Source organism: Streptomyces sp. NPDC058470 (assembly GCF_042721055.1).
GTDB lineage: Bacteria > Actinomycetota > Actinomycetes > Streptomycetales > Streptomycetaceae > Streptomyces.
The window spans coordinates 1-15,595 of the sequence record NZ_JBHXMF010000011.1 but is presented as its reverse complement, the minus strand read 5'-3'; the positions used below and the strand labels follow the sequence as shown (position 1 = coordinate 15,595).

The window sequence follows — 15,595 nt, the reverse complement described above, 5'->3', positions numbered from 1 at the left end:
CGATCAGCCCTCCGCCACGGCGATCACGATCTTGCCCCGGTTGTCACGCTGCTCCAGCCGCTCGTGGGCCGCACGCGCCTGCTCCAGTGGGAAGACCGTCTCGACGGGTACGCGGTAGGTGCCCGGCGCGACACGTTCGGCCAGTTCCCGCAGGTCCGCGCGGCGGTCGTAGCCGTGGATCTGCAGGTTGGTGAGCTGGAAGCCGAGGAGGGAGGCGTTCTTCGGGTAGAAGTCGCGGGTGTCGACGGTGCTCGGCTCCAGGGCGACGTTGGCAAGGCCTCGGCTACAGGCACTTCACGTTCTGGGAGACCCCGGAGCGCACCCCCGTCTCGATGGCGGCCGAGACCTCGATCGTCGGTGGCATGGTCCGGGTGGACCCTGTCTACTCTCCGCCCCACCTCCGGGGCCGCTCGTTGACGGTGCCCTCGACGCCGGAGCGGGAGGCGTAAAGGCGCCGCCATTGTCTTCCCGGTGCGCTTCGGGGACCAGGGCGATGAGTTCGCCCATCACGTCAGTGCTGAGTTCGGTGACCCGAGGTTCATGGCCGCCACGGGATCCAACGGCAGCAGCCCGGCCTTGCTCGGCCCGCCCCTGTCCGGGGCGGTTCAGCAGCACGCTGGTCACCCTCACGAGGGTGGTGTCGCCTGCACGGTGGCAGGCGACAGCGGGGCGGCGTCTGCGGCGTACAACTGAATGTCCCCAGTCACGTACAACTGAACGTGACTGGGTTGCCGTACCGGATTCAGTTCCTGCGTCGGTACGTTCCGGGTGCCGTTCCGTGTGTTCGTTTGAACGCGTTGGCGAAGGCGAACTCGGATGTGTAGCCCACTTGGGTGGCGATGGATCTCAAGGGTGCGTCCGATGTCCGCAGCAGGTGCGCCGCCGTGATCATCCGCCACCAGGTCAGGGAGCCGAGGGGTGGTTGACCGATCAGCAGGGTGAAGCGCCTGGCGAACGGAGCCCGGGAGAGCCCGGCTTCTGCCGCGAGTTTCGCCACGGTCCACGGCGAAGCCGGGTCTCGGTGGATGGCGTGGAGAGCGGCGGTGACCCGGGGGTCGTTGAGTGCGGCAGCCCATCCGGTGGTGTTGCCCAGGGAGGACTCCGCGGCAACCGCCTTGCTCCGACCCGGACTTCCGTCACCGGCACGGGCTCGCCCCGACTCCTGCGGGTCCACACCCCGTGCGCGGCGATCGGTTCCGACAGGGCGAACCGCTGCCGAGATCGGTCCGAAGGAAACGGACACGCGCGCGACGGGGCGTGCGATGGCCGTGCCCGGCCGGGCCGGCGTGAGACCGAGCGGCTCAGGTCTCGGCAACGCCGGGGCCGGAAGTCTCAGGAGCGCCTGCGGGTCGGAGCACCGGCGAACCAGAAGGCGACCCCGATGAGGACGAAGACCACCAGGGGGATGGCCTCCACGGCGAGATACGTCCAGCGTTCGGAAGGGTCCCAGCCCGAGGGCGCGTATCCCGGTCCGAACCAGTGCGCGCCGATGCCGGGCAGGAGCAGCTGGACGGTGGCGAAGGCAATCAGCGCGGTCAGCAGCCAGCCGATAGTGCGCGGGTAGCGGACGCGGTAGGGCCTGGGGACGTCGGGGTACTTGCGCCTGAGGACGTGCAGCGCGGGGAAGATCCCGAGATAGCTGAGCAGAGTGGTGGAGAGCGCCAGCGAGAGCACCGCGCCGAACAGTTTGGCGGCATCGCCCCCGGTGAGCTGGTGTGCGAGCACGAGGACTCCGGTGGAGACGAGGCCGCTGAGCAGGTTGACACGGACGGGGGTGCCGAGCCGTTCCGAGATCACTCCGAGGGCGCGAGGTGCGGCGCCATCGTAGCCGCTGACCGCCAGCGCGCGATCGGTGCCCATGAGCCATGCGACACCGGAGGAGAGCAGGGTGAGGATGAACAGCACCGCGCAGATGCCGCCGAGCACCAGGCCGGCGCCGGTCAGGGTGACTGTGCCGTCGGGTCCGACGGAGCCTCCGTACACGCTGAAGACCTGTCGCATCGCGTCGAGGAAGCCGCTGAGCCCTGTGACGGCCTTGGTCGGGAGGACGAGCAGGACGCCCAGGACCGGCAGGGCGTAGAGGAGTACGGCCAGCACGCCGCTGCGGAAGATTGCCGCGGGTACGTCCCGCCGGGGGTCGACCATCTCGTCACCGGCGCTGTTGGGCAGTTCAAAACCGACGTAATTGAATATCAACACCGGCATGAGGGCGACGAATCCGGACCAGCCCGGCGTGAAGTCGGCGAGGCCGAAACCGTGCACGCCGTGCCGGACGGCGTAGATGAGCACCGTACCGGTGAAAAGGATCAGCAGCGCCAGCCGGGTCCAGCCTCCCAATACGGGGATCCACTTGCCGATACGGAAGGAGACCACGGCCGTCAAGATGCCGAACCAGACAAATCCCAGCGTGAAGAGATAGAAGCCGAGGGTGCCGAATGGTCGGCCGTCGCGGAAGAAAGTAGTGAAGGCCGTCACGGCGGAGACCGTGAGCGTGCCGCCGAACCACACCGGGTTGGTGACCCAGTACATGAAGGTATTGACCGCCCCGACGAGGTGGCCGAAGGCGAGCCGGACCCAGAGATAGGGGCCGCCCTCCTGAGGGAAAGCAGTGCCCAATTCGGCGCAGAGTAGGGCGGACGGCACGAAGAAGACGATCGCCAGCACGATCATCCAGGTGAAGGCCTGCGGTCCACGGGCGGCGACGGTACCGATGGTGTCGAGGCCGACGAGAGTGCAGAGAAGGAAGAAGAGGATGTCGAAGTGACCGAGGTGGCGTCTCAGCTTCCGGATTTCGAGATCGGAGTCGGCAGTACGAAGGATCGGCGTCGTACGGGGGGTTTGGGTGTCCACGAGGCAGAATGCTGCATAACCACCTGATGTTGCGCAAGAATGCGTTCAGGATTTTCGGAGAACTCGCTTCACAGCCGGAGGATTTATGACCTTCACCCTCATCCGCGCCCACTTCGACTGAACTCTGGATTCCGCTCCGCTTCCACGACTACCTTGCAATTATTGCTTCTTGACCCGCCATCAGGGATGTGGTGACACTGGCCACTTCGACTGACACTGCGCTTCGACCGCTCACTCCTGGGAGCCTCACGCATGAAGGTCAACCTCTACTATGCGCCATTTCCCTCGCAGATGTTTCGCGGCTTCGACGAGCCGATCAACACCGAGCGGCCGTTGAATCCGAAGAGCGCGCTGCCGACGCTGGCGAGCGGGCTGCGGATGTTCGCGGAGACGATGGGATTCGACTGCGAAATCGAAATCGTCGACATGCAGCTCGGCGGCCAGCGCATCGCCTACAAGACCATCCCGTACGGACCGCACCAGATGGACTGCTACCGCTTCGGTTCTCCTTTCGAGGACTACGTCGAAAAAATCAAGGAAGCCGAGATCCACGGGCTGACCTGCAACTTCACCAACAGTGCGCAGATCACGGCCGATCTGGCGCAGTTCATCAAGAGCGTCAACCCGAAGGCGTTCGTGGTGGCGGGCGGTGTGGACCCGACGGCCCGGCCGCAGTACTACCTGGAGCGCGGGGTGGACCTGGTGGTCCAGGGCGAGGGAGAGTGGGTGTTCTCGCGTGTCGTCCAGGCCTGGGCCGAGGGCGGCGACTTCAGCACTGTGCCGAACATCGCGACCCGCGAGCGCATAGCGCGGAAGGTCGACATGTCACACATGATCGACATGAACACCCTGCCGCCCATGGCGCTCGACCTGGTCGGTGACCTGTCCTTATACACCGACACCGCCGAGGGTCCGCCCCCCGAAGGTGTCGGCACCAACTTCATCTGCTGGGAGACCTCCAGGGGCTGCGCCTGGCGCTGCTCCTTCTGCACGGCCCCCTCCCGCGGCAAGTACCGCTACATGTCGCCCGCGGCCGTCGAGGAGCACCTCAAGTACTTCCGCTCACGGGGCATCCGCACGATCGTCTGGCAGGAGGACAACCCGCTCTCGCGCATCCAGCAGAACGGCACGGGCCGCTTCCTGTACGACAGCGGCCGGGAGGAACTCCTGGAGATCTTCCGGATGATCCGCGAGTACGGCTTCGCCTGGGAGTTCGCCAACGGCATCGAGTTCGGCAAGTTCCGCCAGAACGGGCGCTTCGACCACGAGCTGGCCCAGGCTCTGCTGGGCAACGACAAGTCGGCCGACGGATGGACCGGCTGCTATCGGGTGCAGATCCCGCTCGACAACATGAACATCGGCAAGAACCGTTTCCCCAAACTGCTCGGCTTCGACGAGCAGGTCGACATCCTGGCGACCATGCTCACCGACTACGGTGTCGGCCACCAGACCTACGACCTGTTCATCGGCTATCCGGAGCAGGACGCCGAGGCCATCCACCAGTTCAACGACTACTGCCTGCGCATCAAGGACGAGTTGGGCGCCCTCGGCGGCTCCTCGTACCAGCCGTACTTCAACGTCTTCAACCTGTCGCTGCTGCCCGGCGCCCGTGACTGGACGACACTGCACGACCTCCTGGCCTTCGACGTGGAGGCGAACCCGGAGGTGATCGGGATCTTCCTCTCCGCGATCGACAACCCCCACTTCACCTACTGGGACATCTACCAGAAGCGGCTGGAGATGACCAACTCCCTCAACGACCGTGAGCTGCACCGTCTTTACGACGGCATCTACGCGGGCAGCGGTACACACAACGGCGCGGGAGCGTGAGCGGCATGCTCGTCGATCTCTACTACGCGCCCTACCCCGGCCAGCGGTTCGCCGGGGAAGCCGAGACGATCAGCCCCGTACGGGTCCTCAACCCGAAGAGCGCGCTGGCCACACTGGCGGCCGGCACCCGCAGCTTCCTCGCGCAGTGGGGGGTCGAGGCCCAACTGCGGATCATCGACACCCAGGTGGACGAGGACGAGCCGGTGCTCTACAAGTCCTTCGACTACGGGCCGCGGGTCATCGAGTGCCTGCGCTTCGGTGGGGCGTTCGAGCGCTACGACACCACGCTGCGCGAGGCCGACATCATCGGCATCTCCAACAACTTCACCAACTCGGCAGGCTCCGTCGCCGACTTCGCCAAGCACGCCAAGGCGGTCAACCCGCAAGCCCTGGTGGTCGGCGGCGGCATGGACGCCACCGCCCGCCCCGAGTGGTACCTGGACAACGGCTTCGACGTGATCGTCCAGTTGGACGGCGAGTATCTCTTCGCCAAGGTGATCGAGGCCGTCGCCAAGGGACAGCCTCTCAACCAGGCGGCGTTCTGCCGTGAGTACAACGGCGGGCACATCGTCTTCGGCGGCCCGTCCCTCAAGATGGACGAGTTGGAGCCGATGGCCCTCGACCTCGTCACCAACTACCAGGACTACAACGACACCGGCGAGGGCACCCCGCCACAGAACGTCGCCACGCCGTTCATCTGCTTCGAGTCGTCCCGCGGCTGCTACCGCACCTGCTCGTTCTGCGCGACACCGATGCGGGGCAAGTACCGCCACATGTCGCCGGAGGCGGTCGAGAAGCACTTCGCCTACTTCCGCAAGATGGGCATCCGCAACATCCTCTTCCAGGAGGACAACATCCTCTCCCGTCTCCAGCGCAGCGGCCGCGGCACCATGCTGCACCGCAGCGGGCGCGAGGAGGTCTTCGAGATCTTCCGGATGGCGCGGGAGTACGGCTTCTCCTGGGAGTTCGCCAACGGGCTGGAGTTCGGCAAGTTCCTGGACCTCGGGAAGCCGGACCTGGAACTGATGGAGCACCTGTTCTGGAGCGACCGCTCCGGTGACATCTGGCGCGGCTGCTACCGCGTGCAGATTCCGCTTGAGTTCCTCGGCGACGACCCGACATCGAAGTTCAACAAACTGCGTGGCTTCGAGGAGGAACTGGAGATCCTCGACGCGATGCTCGGCTTCGGCGTCACGTATCAGACCTTCAACGTCCTGATCGGCCACGACGGCGACGACCGGCCGGCGATCGACCACTATCTGCGCCGAAGTCTCCAACTGCGCGAGGCACTGCTGGACCGGGACTCCCGTGTGGTGCCGTACTTCAACGTCTACAACCGGACACTGCTGCCAGGTACGGCCGATTTCCGCAACAAGCACGAGCGGCTCGAATTCGACATCGAACAGAATCCCGAGGTGATCAGCGTTTACCTCGCGCCGATGAACAGCGATCACCTCTCCTACTATGATCTCCTCGACGAACGCCTTCGCATGATGCGGGAGTTGAACGGAGATCTGATCGACCAGTACGACGGCATCCACCGCAAGCCACTGATCGAGACCAGCGGCTGAAGGAAGAGGAGCAGCGTGTGACCGCACCACCGCGACGGCGGTACGGTTTCGGCGCCCTCTGGCTCGGCCAGAGTCTGTCCCTGGTCGGTACCCAGGTGGGCACGCTGGCCCTCCCGTTACTCGCGGTGGTGTCGCTCGACGCGAATGCCGGGCAGCTCGGGGTGATCGCCACCCTGCGCTATCTCCCGTTCCTGCTCTTCGCGCTGCCGCTGGGCCCCCTCGTCGACCGGGGGGACCGCCGCCGGCTGATGATCGTCGCGGACGTCGCCCGTGCGGCACTGGTACTCGTCCTACCGGTGCTGCACGCGATGGGCTGGCTGCGGCTGCGGTGGCTGTACGCCGTGCCGTTCCTGGTCGGCGTCTTCCAGGTGATCTTCGACTCAGCGTATCTCGCCTACGTCCCCCAGCTCGTCGGCCGCGACAGACTCACCCGCGCCAACCGCAACCTCCAGGCCAGCCAGTCCGCCGCCGATCTCGGCGGGCCGGGTCTGAGCGGGCTGGTCTGCACCGCGGTCGGCGCGGCCGGCGCCCTGGTCGTCGACGCGATCTCCTTCGCCTTCTCGGCACTCACCCTGGCCCTGATCAGGCCGACGCCCCAACAGGCCGTCGAGAAGGCGGCGCCGGGCGGAGTACGGCAGGCGGCAGCCGCCTGGTGGCAGGACGTCAGGGCCGGGCTGGTCTTCGTTTTCGGCCAGCCCGAACTGCGGGCGCTGGCCATCGAGACGGCCGTGTTCAACGCCTGTGAGCAAGGTGCCCTGGTCCTCTACCTGGTCTACGCGGTGCGCGAGTTGGGATTCTCACCGCTGCTGCTCGGATTGTCGCTCGCGGCGGCCGGCATCGGCTCGACGCTCGGCACCTTCCTGTCCGAGGGCTCGGCCCGGCGGATCGGCCTGGGACCCACCATCGCGGCCGGCTCCGTACTCGGCTGCAGCGCGTTCCTGCTGGTGCCCGCGGCCTCGGGCGGCCGGCTCGCCGTCTTCGCCGTGGTCTGCTCGGGGTTCGCCGTCTCCGGCCTGGCGACCGGTGTCTCCAACGTCCTCCAGGTATCGCTGCGCCAGACCCTCACGCCGGACACCATGACCGGCCGGATGACCGCTTCATTCCGGTTCGTGGCGTACGGCATGGTGCCCCTGGGCACCATGGCCGGTGGCGTGCTCGGCACCGCCCTGGGACTGCGCGAGGCGCTGTGGGTGATGTCCGGCGCGTTGTTGTTCGGGCCGCTCGCGATCATCTGTTCGCCCCTCCCCCGCAGGCAGGCCCTGCCGGCTGACTCGTCGTCAACCTGAGGCGACGACAGGGGCTTTCGCATTCGGACGTCGATAGGATCGTCCCCGACCGCTCAGCCCTTGGAAGGACGCACGGTGGACAGGTTTCGCTATCACGACGGAGTGCTGCGCTGCGAGGGAGTGGATCTGGAGGAGCTGGCCGCCGAGCACGGCACTCCGACGTACATCTACTCACGCGACACCTTCCGTACGCACCTCGCGGATCTCACCGCGGCCTTCTCCGAGTTGAACCCGCTGATCTGCTACGCGGTGAAGACATGCAGCAACCTCCATCTGCTGCACGAGCTGGGCGCGGGCGGCGCCGGGGCGGACGTGGTCAGCGGAGGCGAGCTGCACCGGGCCCTGACGGCGGGCATCCCTGCCGAGCGGATCGTCTTCGCCGGGGTCGGCAAGTCGGAGTCCGAATTGCGCGAGGCCATCTCCGCCGGAATCGGCTGCATCAATGTCGAGTCCGAGTCGGAGCTCGAACTCCTGGGCCGGGTGGCCCGGTCGATGGGCCGTACCGCGCGGGCCGCGATCCGGGTCAACCCCGACGTGCAGAGCGACGGGACCCCGGAGAAGACCACCACCGGTGTCCGGGGCAGCAAGTTCGGCATCGATCTGGAGCGGGTGCCCCGGCTGTTCGCCCGCGCCTCGCTGCTGGACCACGTCCGGCTGACCGGGGTGCATGTCCACCTCGGCTCACCGATCCACTCCCCCGAGCCCTACATCGTCGCGCTCACCCGGGTGCTGGACCTGGTCGACAAGCTGAGGGCCGACGGCCACGAGATCGAACTCATCAACATGGGCGGCGGGTTCGCCGCCGAGTACGAGACAGGTGCCGCACCGGGCTGGGGGGTGTACGCCGATGCGATCACGCCCATCCTCAAGCCGTTCGTGGCGGCCGGCGGCAAGGTCGTCATGGAGCCCGGACGCTCGATCGCCGCGAACGCCGGTGTCCTGCTGACCCGGGTGCGCTACCTGAAGGACGCCGGGCGGCACCGGGTGGCGATCGTCGACGCCGGGATGAACAACCTCATCCGCGCTGCGCTGTACGACTCTTTCCACTTCATGTGGCCCGTCCGTCCCGTCGACGGCCTGGTACCCCCCACCCGCTCCGGGCGGATCGACCTGCCCGGTCTCACCGGCTACGACATCGCCGGGCCGATCTGCGAGTCGACCGACTACCTCGCCCGGGAGCGCCGGCTGCCGACGCTCGCCGAAGGCGACCTCATCTGCATCTTCGGTGCCGGCGCCTACGGCATGGCGATGGCCAGCCAGTACAACTCCTCGCTGCGCCCGGCCGAGGTGCTCGTCGACGGCTCCACCAGTCGTCTGATCCGCCGCCGTGACACCTATGCGGACCTGATCGAGGCGGAACTGGGCCTGCCGGACAGTGAGTTGTGAGACAGGGCTCCCCCACCGGGGCCGCGGGGCACCCGGCGGCGGGGCCCGAGCCTCGGTGGGAAGCGGTGCCGCCGGCCGGGGCTCGCCGCCGAAGGGGTCAGCCGGTCGCGTCCAGGTAGTCCTCGCCGGGGAGCAGGAGCGCGGAGCGTACCGACTCCCGGCTTCCCCGCGGGGGCCAGACCAGGGCGTGGGTGGTGCGCAGGCGGGCGCCGCGCAGGATCTTGCCACGGTAGGCGCCGGTGCCGAGGTCGAGCCAGGCAAGGCCGAGTGACGCCGCGAGGGCGAGCGGCTCGTAGACGGCGAGGTTGAAGTAGGCGTACGGGCCGGCGTCCGGGGCGAAGCCGGCGGCGCGGACGTGCAGGGTGTCGCCCCAGAGATAGCAGAGGGCGAAGCCGGTGAGGCGGCCGTCGCGGCGTTCGAGGAAGACCTCGCTCCACGGATCGAGACAGGCCGCCTGCTGTCCCAGGTACGCCGTCATCGACTCGTCGGTGTCGTCCGCGCCGTACTTGCGCTGGAGCAGGCCGAGCAGCGGCCCGGCCTGCCGGTAGCACTCGGAGAGCCGGACGCGGTGGATGGAGCCGCCCGAGTCGGCGAAGGCGCGGGCCTCGCGCTGCCATTCGCGGCGGCGCCGGGCGGAGCGTTCGGTGTCCACCGTCGCGACCGGGATGACCGCCTCCGCGGACAGCGGGGCGTACGAGGGCGCCGGGACGTCGGGCGCGAGTGCGGCGAGTGCGGCGAGGCACTCCTCGGCGTGCGCCTGCGGTGCGTACAGCAGGGCCATCGCCGAGGCACCGAGAGTCTCGGCCAACTCGGCCGCCGCCTGGATCAGCCGGGCGATCACCCGCGCGCGACTCGACGCGGGCAGCGCCGGGTCGACGAGTACTCCGCCGTGGTAGCCGGCCCGTGAGCCGAGCAGGAGCAGCGGCATCCAGAGGTGACGGTCGGCCTCCGCCTCGGTTCCCAGGCGGGGGACGGCAAGCAGGTCGAGCGGGTGGTAGGCCTGGTTCATCGAGACACCGGAGCCACCGCGCCAGAAGTAGGTGGGCAGCGCGCCGACCACGGAACCGTCCGGTTCCTCCGCGAGCAGGTACTGGCTTTCGTAGTCGTCGGATCCTTCGGCCCATTCCAGCCAGGGGCGGCCGAGGTAGACGGTGCGGCCGGACGACAGTCGCTCCCAGTCCGCGGGTTTGAGTTCGTGGACGCTGCGGATGTGCCGCACTCTCATCCGGCGGGCTCCCCCTGGTACAGGCCGGCCTGCTCGATCTCGCGAACGCGCCGGTAGTCGTGCTCGATCTGCTCACGGCCGCCGAGCAGATAGAGGTGTCCGGGCGAGCTGAACAGGTCGACGGTAGGGCGGACCTCGTTTCCGCCGGCCAAAAGGTCGATCGAGCCACAGAGGTAGCTGGGCAGCGCGCGCACCTCCTCGAGCGGTCCGGCAGCCAGGTGCCCGTCCTGCGGGGCGATCAGGCACACCACCCGCAGGCTCCGCAGGAGCCGGTAGTCGGTGCCGGGCAGGCGGGCGAACGCGGCGGGATCGGTGTACGCGTCGACGGTGAGCGACACCTGGCTGTGGCCGGTGGCGGCCCGAGGGCCGCGGGAGGTGACGGCGCCCTCCAGCCTCGCGCCAATCTCGATCAGTACGGGTCCGCGCGAGGTGAGCATCACCTCGGCGTGTGCGGGGCCGTGGGCGATACCGAGAGCGTCGAGCACCCGGACCACGTAGGCCGCCAGGTCTCGCTGGGGATCACCGTCGGGTGCCAGCAGGTCCTGGTAGTCGTAGACGACGGCGCCGCCGACGCTCGCCCGCTGCTCGCGCCAGATCTCGTGGACGAAGTGGAGCCCGTCCCGGCTCACCGTGTTGACGAAGTACTGGTCGCCGGCGAGGAATTCCTGGGCGAGGACGCGCTCGTTGAAGTTGCCCATCTGGTCGGTCCGCCGGTGGATACGGGCGAAGGCGGCACGGGCCTGGGCCTCGTCGGCGCAGATCGCCACCGAGTCGGAGCCCGCGCTCGCCAACGGCTTGACCACCAGAGGCCAGTGGCCGCCGGCGTCGGCCCAGTCGATCATCTTCTCCACGTCGTCGCAGACGGTGCTCTCCGCGGCGTCCACCCCCGCCAGGCGCAGCTGTTCGGCCATCGCGTACTTGTCGCGGCGGGAGAGACTGAGCCGGGTGCCGTTGCCCAACAGGCCGAGCCGCTCGGCGAGTTCGTCAGCGGCCCGCACCCCCCATTCGGAGCCGGTGATGACCAACGACGGCTGATGGAGCGAGACTTCGGCAGCAGGGTCGGCCACCGATCCGAGATCGATGACGGCCCGGTAGCGCTCGGGACGAAAGGCCTGACGGTACGCCGCCGGCATCTGTCCCGGGGTGAAGGCGGCCACGGTGTCCCAGCCGCGCCGGGCGAACTCCTCGGCGAGTTGGGAGCCCGTCGAGACGGGGTCGACCACGGCCACGACGGGCCGTTTCGGCGGCGTCACTGCGACCACTCCGTCGGCACACGGTCCCAGCGGTGGCGGCGCAGCTCGTCCATCAGCCCGGCCGGCAGGGCGGCTCCGTCGCTGACGGACAGATTGGCTCGGACATGCGCGGGGGTGCGCATACCGGGAATCACCGTGCTGACGGCCGGGTGCTGGAGGATGAAGCGCAGGGCGAGCTGCGGCATGGTCATCCCCTCGGGGACGACGGGGCGCAGGCGATCGGCGCGTTCCACACTGGCAGCGAGATTGGCCGGGACGAAGTAGCTGTTGCGCCAGTCCCCCTCGGGCCAGCGGGAGTCTGTGGTCAGGGTGCCGGTGAGGGTGCCCTCGTCGAACGGTACCCGGGCGATCACGGCGACGTCGTGCCGGGCGCAGGCGGCGAAGAGTTCGTCCTCCGGGGCCTGGTCGAAGATGTTGTAGATCACCTGAACGGAGTCGACCAGGCCGGTCTCCAGCGCGGCCAGCACGTTGGTGGGCTCCCACCGGTTGACGCTGATGCCGACCGCTTCGACCAGACCGAGTTCCTTCATCCGTGCTGCCTGGGCGAGCCACTCGTCATCGGCCGCCCAGCTGTCGTCCCACACGTGGTACTGCATCAGATCGATGCGCTGCACCCCGAGGTTCTTCAGGCTGAGCGTCAGATACTCCGCCACGTGGGCGTCGGGGAAAACCTCGGTGAAGCGGGCACCCGGGCGGGTGGGCCAGTTCCGGTCCAGCGGCGGAATCTTGGTGGCAATCCGGATCGCCCCGTCGGGGTACTCGGTGCGTAACTGGCCCAGCAGCAGCTCGCTGTGGCCTCGGCCATAGATCCAGGCGGTGTCGAAGAAGGTACAGCCCTGATCCACGGCGAGGCGCAGCGCCTCGCGCCCGCCGCCCTCGTCACCGCCTGTCCAGCCACCGGGGCCGCCACCGATGCCCCACATCCCGTAGCCGATCTCGCCGACTTGCCACCCAGTCCGGCCGAAGCGACGAAGACGCACCGACAGATCCCCTCTCGGACTTACTGTCATTTGGCAAGCGATAGTACAGGGCTGGCCTTCCACAACCGTGAGGGGAGAACCGTGCACTCCGCGCTCAAACACCAGCTCCTGACCGACTTCCAGGGGCACCGGGTGGACTATCCCGCCGACCGGACGACTATTCACCTGATCGAGGAACAGGCGCGGCGGGCCCCCCAGCGGCCCGCACTGCTGTGGGACGACACCTGTCTCACCTACGGCGAGATCATCGAGCTGGCAGCGGCTTGGGCCGGTGAGTTGCGCAGGCTCGGCGTACGACGCGGCGATTTATTACCCGTGATCACGGCCGGCGGTCAGGAGCTGGCCGTGGTGATGCTGGCCACGATGAAGCTGGGCGCGCCGTTCGTGCCCATAGACGACGCGTGGCCCGAGCATCGTCTGCACGAGAGCGTCACGGCGCTGCGGCCGCCACTGGCAGTGCGGACCGGACCCGGCCCGGTTCCCGCGCTCGGTGTGCCGGTACTGCGCGTGACCGGGACCGGCGCGCCCGACGGCGTGAGGCCCGTGCGCGACGCGGTGCCCGGCACCGACGAGTTGATCTACGGCTTCTTCACCTCCGGCTCGACGGGGACCCCCAAGTGCGCGCTCAACGGCCATCTCGGGCTGCTCAACCGGTTTCTGACGATGACGCGGCGCTTCGGTGCGGGTCCGGACGTGGTCCTGCAGAACAGCCGCCATGTCTTCGATTCCTCCATGTGGCAGCTGCTCTGGCCGCTCACCAAGGGCAGCCGGGTAGTGCTGCCTCGCCGTGAAGGCGTTCTCGACCTCACCCGGACCATCGACGAGATCGCCCGGCACCGTGTCACGATGACGGACTTCGTGCCCTCGGTCTTCAACACCCTGGTCGATCTGCTCGACTCCGACCCGGGACTGCCGGCGCGGCTCTCCTCCCTGCGGCACCTGCTGATCGGAGGCGAGGCGATCGACCCGAGCGCCGTCCGCTCGTTCCGCGAGCTGCTGCCGGAGGTCAGACTCACCAACACCTACGGGCCGACGGAGTGTTCGATAGGTTCCGTCTTCCACGAGATCTCGGATGCCGACACCGGACCGATACCGATCGGCCGCCCGATCGACAACACCTGTGCCGTGCTGCTCGACGGGAATGGGGCACTGGTCACACCCGGGCAGGTCGGTGAGATCCACCTCGGCGGAGACTGCCTGGGCGCCGGCTATCTGCACGATCCGGCCCGTACGGCGGATGCCTTTGTGGAGAACCCCTTTCCCGAGCTGCCCGGACGCCGGCTCTACCGCTCGGGGGACCTGGCCTGGCAACGGCCCGACGGGCTGCTCATGTTCGTCGGGCGGCAGGACCAACAGGTCAAGCTGGGCGGGGTGTTGATCGACCTGCTGGAAGTGGAGGCCACCGTCGCCACACACCCGCGGGTGGTGCAGGCCCGGGCAGTGATCCACGGGGAGGGCGATCTGCGCAGTCTGGTGTGCTGCGTCACCACCGACACGACGCTCACTTCCACCGAACTCGACGCGCACAGTCGTGCCCTGCTGCCGGCCCACGCGGTGCCGCGTACCTTCCTGCTGCTCGACCAGATGCCGCTCACGCCCAACGGCAAGACCGACCGCCGCGCGCTGGCCGAACTCGCCTCCTTACAGCTCGCCGGTCAGGCAGAGGGCGGGCGGCTCACCGCACAGGAGGAGGCCGTCGCCGCGCTCTGGCGGGAGCTGCTGGCCGATCTGTGCGGTGCCGCCCCCGGCCCGGAGGCCGACTTCTACGCTCTCGGCGGTACCTCGCTCACCCTTCAGCGGCTCTCGGCCGCCATGCACCGCGCCTTCGGCGTGCGTGTCCCGCCGCGCCATCTCGCCGCCGCCGCGACGCTGCGGGAGCAGGCGGCGCTGCTGCACCATGACGGTGCGAGTCCCGATGACCGCGCACTGCTGCTCGCCGACATCGCGCGCGCGTCCGTCCTGCGCCCCTGGTCCGGTCCGACACCCACCGGCGAACCGCTTGAAGTGCTGCTCACCGGTGTGACGGGCTTCATCGGCGCCCATGTGCTGGCCGAACTCCTCGACCGCACCGACGCGGTGGTGCACTGTCTGCTTCGCACCAGCGGCCAGGCCGACCGCGTCGCCGAGGTGATGGCCCGGTTGGGGCGGCCCTACGACGCGCGGCGGATCGTTCTCGTCCCGGGTGATCTGGCACAGCCCCGACTGGGCCTGAGCACGAAGACCTGGACCCGGCTGGCCGGGCGCGTCGACTCACTGCTGCACTGCGGCGCGCTGGTCAACCTGGCCCTGGGCTATCCCGGACTGCGCGCGCCGAACGTGGTGGGTGCCGGGGAGCTGCTTCGGCTCGCCACCATCGGCCGGCCCAAGCGTCTGCATCACCTCTCCACCCTCGGTGTCTTCCCGGACGAGGACGGCAGAGAGCGCGTGCTGGAGGAGGACCCGCTCCCGGAGGAACCGCCCGAGGACGGCTACAGCCGCTCCAAGTGGGCCGCCGAGCAGCTTCTGACGGCGGCCAGGGCACAGGGCGTACCGGTCACCGTCCATCGGCTCGGTGAGGTCATGCCGCACTCACTCACCGGCGCGGGCAACCGGCACGCCCAGTTGGATCTGCTGCTGCGCGCCTGCGCCCGCCTCGGCCTCAGCCCGCGTACGACGGCCGTCACCGACTGGACACCGGTCGACGAGGTCGCCACGGCGGTGGTGGGTGCCCTTGGCACCGGCCGGGACAGCGAGACCTTCCACCTGCTGCGGCCGGGGGCCGTCCCGCTGGAACAGGTCCTGGCGGCGCTGGCCGAACTGGTGCCGCTCCGCCCGGTGGACTATCCGGACTTCTACCGCGCGGTGGCGGCCGGCGGCGACGAGTCACCCCTGCTCACCTTTCTACCGGAACCCGATACCGACGGCCTCAACGCTCTGTTCCGCAACGGCCACTTACGCTTCTCCGCCAAGCGAGGCACCGAACTCGCCGATTCCTGCGGCCTGGCCTGGCACCCCACCACCGACACCGAACTCCTCAACTGCACCCGGTGGATCGTGCACAACTCGCAGTGATGAAGGGCCCGTTGACGGCAGCGGGAAGGATCGCCCAGGCCCGCCGACCCGATCCACCGTCGACAGAGACCAATGGACGCGGACACCAACAAGATCTTCATCAGTCTTCTAGTAGGACTCCGTTAGGTCTTTCTGTCGGTGGTGTTCAGCGGCATGGTGGGTG

At 68.4% G+C, this 15,595-nt stretch carries 10 protein-coding genes and 1 pseudogene; 5 read left to right on the top strand and 6 right to left on the bottom strand.

Translation table 11 applies throughout. The features are described from left to right. Window positions 1-3: 3 nt before the first annotated feature. The 3 genes and pseudogenes from ACFWP7_RS10400 to ACFWP7_RS10390 all read right to left on the bottom strand — a co-directional run bounded on the left by ACFWP7_RS10400 (window position 4) and on the right by ACFWP7_RS10390 (window position 2,850). Complete coding sequence (locus ACFWP7_RS10400) at window positions 4-261, bottom strand: zinc-binding dehydrogenase (protein ID WP_384379448.1); 258 nt, start codon at window positions 259-261, stop codon at window positions 4-6. Between the two features lie 481 nt (window positions 262-742). Next, window positions 743-1,087: pseudogene (locus ACFWP7_RS10395) on the bottom strand (helix-turn-helix domain-containing protein); the annotation flags it as partial. Window positions 1,088-1,332: 245 nt separating this feature from the next. Continuing rightward, window positions 1,333-2,850, bottom strand: a complete 1,518-nt coding sequence (locus tag ACFWP7_RS10390; RefSeq protein ID WP_384379093.1) for an APC family permease — start codon at window positions 2,848-2,850, stop codon at window positions 1,333-1,335. A 252-nt stretch (window positions 2,851-3,102) separates the two neighbouring features. Here ACFWP7_RS10390 and ACFWP7_RS10385 point away from each other — a divergent pair, with 252 nt between their 5' ends. From ACFWP7_RS10385 to lysA, 4 genes are all read left to right on the top strand, one after another. Then, a complete protein-coding gene (locus tag ACFWP7_RS10385) occupies window positions 3,103-4,680 on the top strand; it encodes a B12-binding domain-containing radical SAM protein (RefSeq protein WP_384379091.1) in 1,578 nt (525 codons plus the stop codon). Window positions 4,681-4,685: 5 nt separating this feature from the next. Further along, window positions 4,686-6,251, top strand: a complete 1,566-nt coding sequence (locus tag ACFWP7_RS10380; RefSeq protein WP_384379088.1) for a B12-binding domain-containing radical SAM protein — start codon at window positions 4,686-4,688, stop codon at window positions 6,249-6,251. A 17-nt stretch (window positions 6,252-6,268) separates the two neighbouring features. Then, window positions 6,269-7,537, top strand: a complete 1,269-nt coding sequence (locus ACFWP7_RS10375; protein ID WP_384379085.1) for an MFS transporter — start codon at window positions 6,269-6,271, stop codon at window positions 7,535-7,537. Window positions 7,538-7,612: 75 nt separating this feature from the next. Beyond that, the gene (gene lysA, locus ACFWP7_RS10370) at window positions 7,613-8,923 is read left to right on the top strand and encodes a diaminopimelate decarboxylase (protein WP_384379082.1); all 1,311 of its coding nucleotides are present in this window, start codon (window positions 7,613-7,615) and stop codon (window positions 8,921-8,923) included. A gap of 97 nt (window positions 8,924-9,020) precedes the next feature. On the opposite strand, the gene ACFWP7_RS10365 is transcribed toward lysA, so the two are convergent. Genes ACFWP7_RS10365 through ACFWP7_RS10355 form a run of 3 tightly spaced genes read right to left on the bottom strand, consistent with a single transcriptional unit; the run spans window position 9,021 to window position 12,381 of the window. Beyond that, the gene (locus ACFWP7_RS10365) at window positions 9,021-10,148 is read right to left on the bottom strand and encodes a GNAT family N-acetyltransferase (protein ID WP_384379079.1); all 1,128 of its coding nucleotides are present in this window, start codon (window positions 10,146-10,148) and stop codon (window positions 9,021-9,023) included. Then, window positions 10,145-11,401: an ATP-grasp domain-containing protein gene (locus ACFWP7_RS10360; protein ID WP_384379076.1), complete on the bottom strand. Its 1,257-nt coding sequence runs from the start codon at window positions 11,399-11,401 to the stop codon at window positions 10,145-10,147. The genes ACFWP7_RS10365 and ACFWP7_RS10360 overlap by 4 nt, the downstream gene beginning before the upstream one ends. After that, window positions 11,398-12,381 (bottom strand): aldo/keto reductase, encoded by a 984-nt coding sequence (locus tag ACFWP7_RS10355; protein ID WP_384379073.1) that lies wholly within the window; start codon window positions 12,379-12,381, stop codon window positions 11,398-11,400. Before ACFWP7_RS10355 ends, ACFWP7_RS10360 begins: the two co-directional genes overlap by 4 nt. Window positions 12,382-12,462: 81 nt before the next feature. Between ACFWP7_RS10355 and ACFWP7_RS10350 the strand changes: the two genes are divergently transcribed. Next, complete coding sequence (locus tag ACFWP7_RS10350; RefSeq protein WP_384379070.1) at window positions 12,463-15,432, top strand: amino acid adenylation domain-containing protein; 2,970 nt, start codon at window positions 12,463-12,465, stop codon at window positions 15,430-15,432. The last annotated feature ends 163 nt before the right edge of the window (window positions 15,433-15,595 follow it).

Bases quoted from the DNA above. Each gene is read 5' to 3' on its own strand.
- ACFWP7_RS10385 (WP_384379091.1), top strand. From the start codon at position 3,103: ATGAAGGTCAACCTCTACTATGCGCCATTTCCCTCGCAGATGTTTCGC.
- ACFWP7_RS10380 (WP_384379088.1), top strand. From the start codon at position 4,686: ATGCTCGTCGATCTCTACTACGCGCCCTACCCCGGCCAGCGGTTCGCC.
- ACFWP7_RS10365 (WP_384379079.1), bottom strand. From the start codon at position 10,148: ATGAGAGTGCGGCACATCCGCAGCGTCCACGAACTCAAACCCGCGGAC.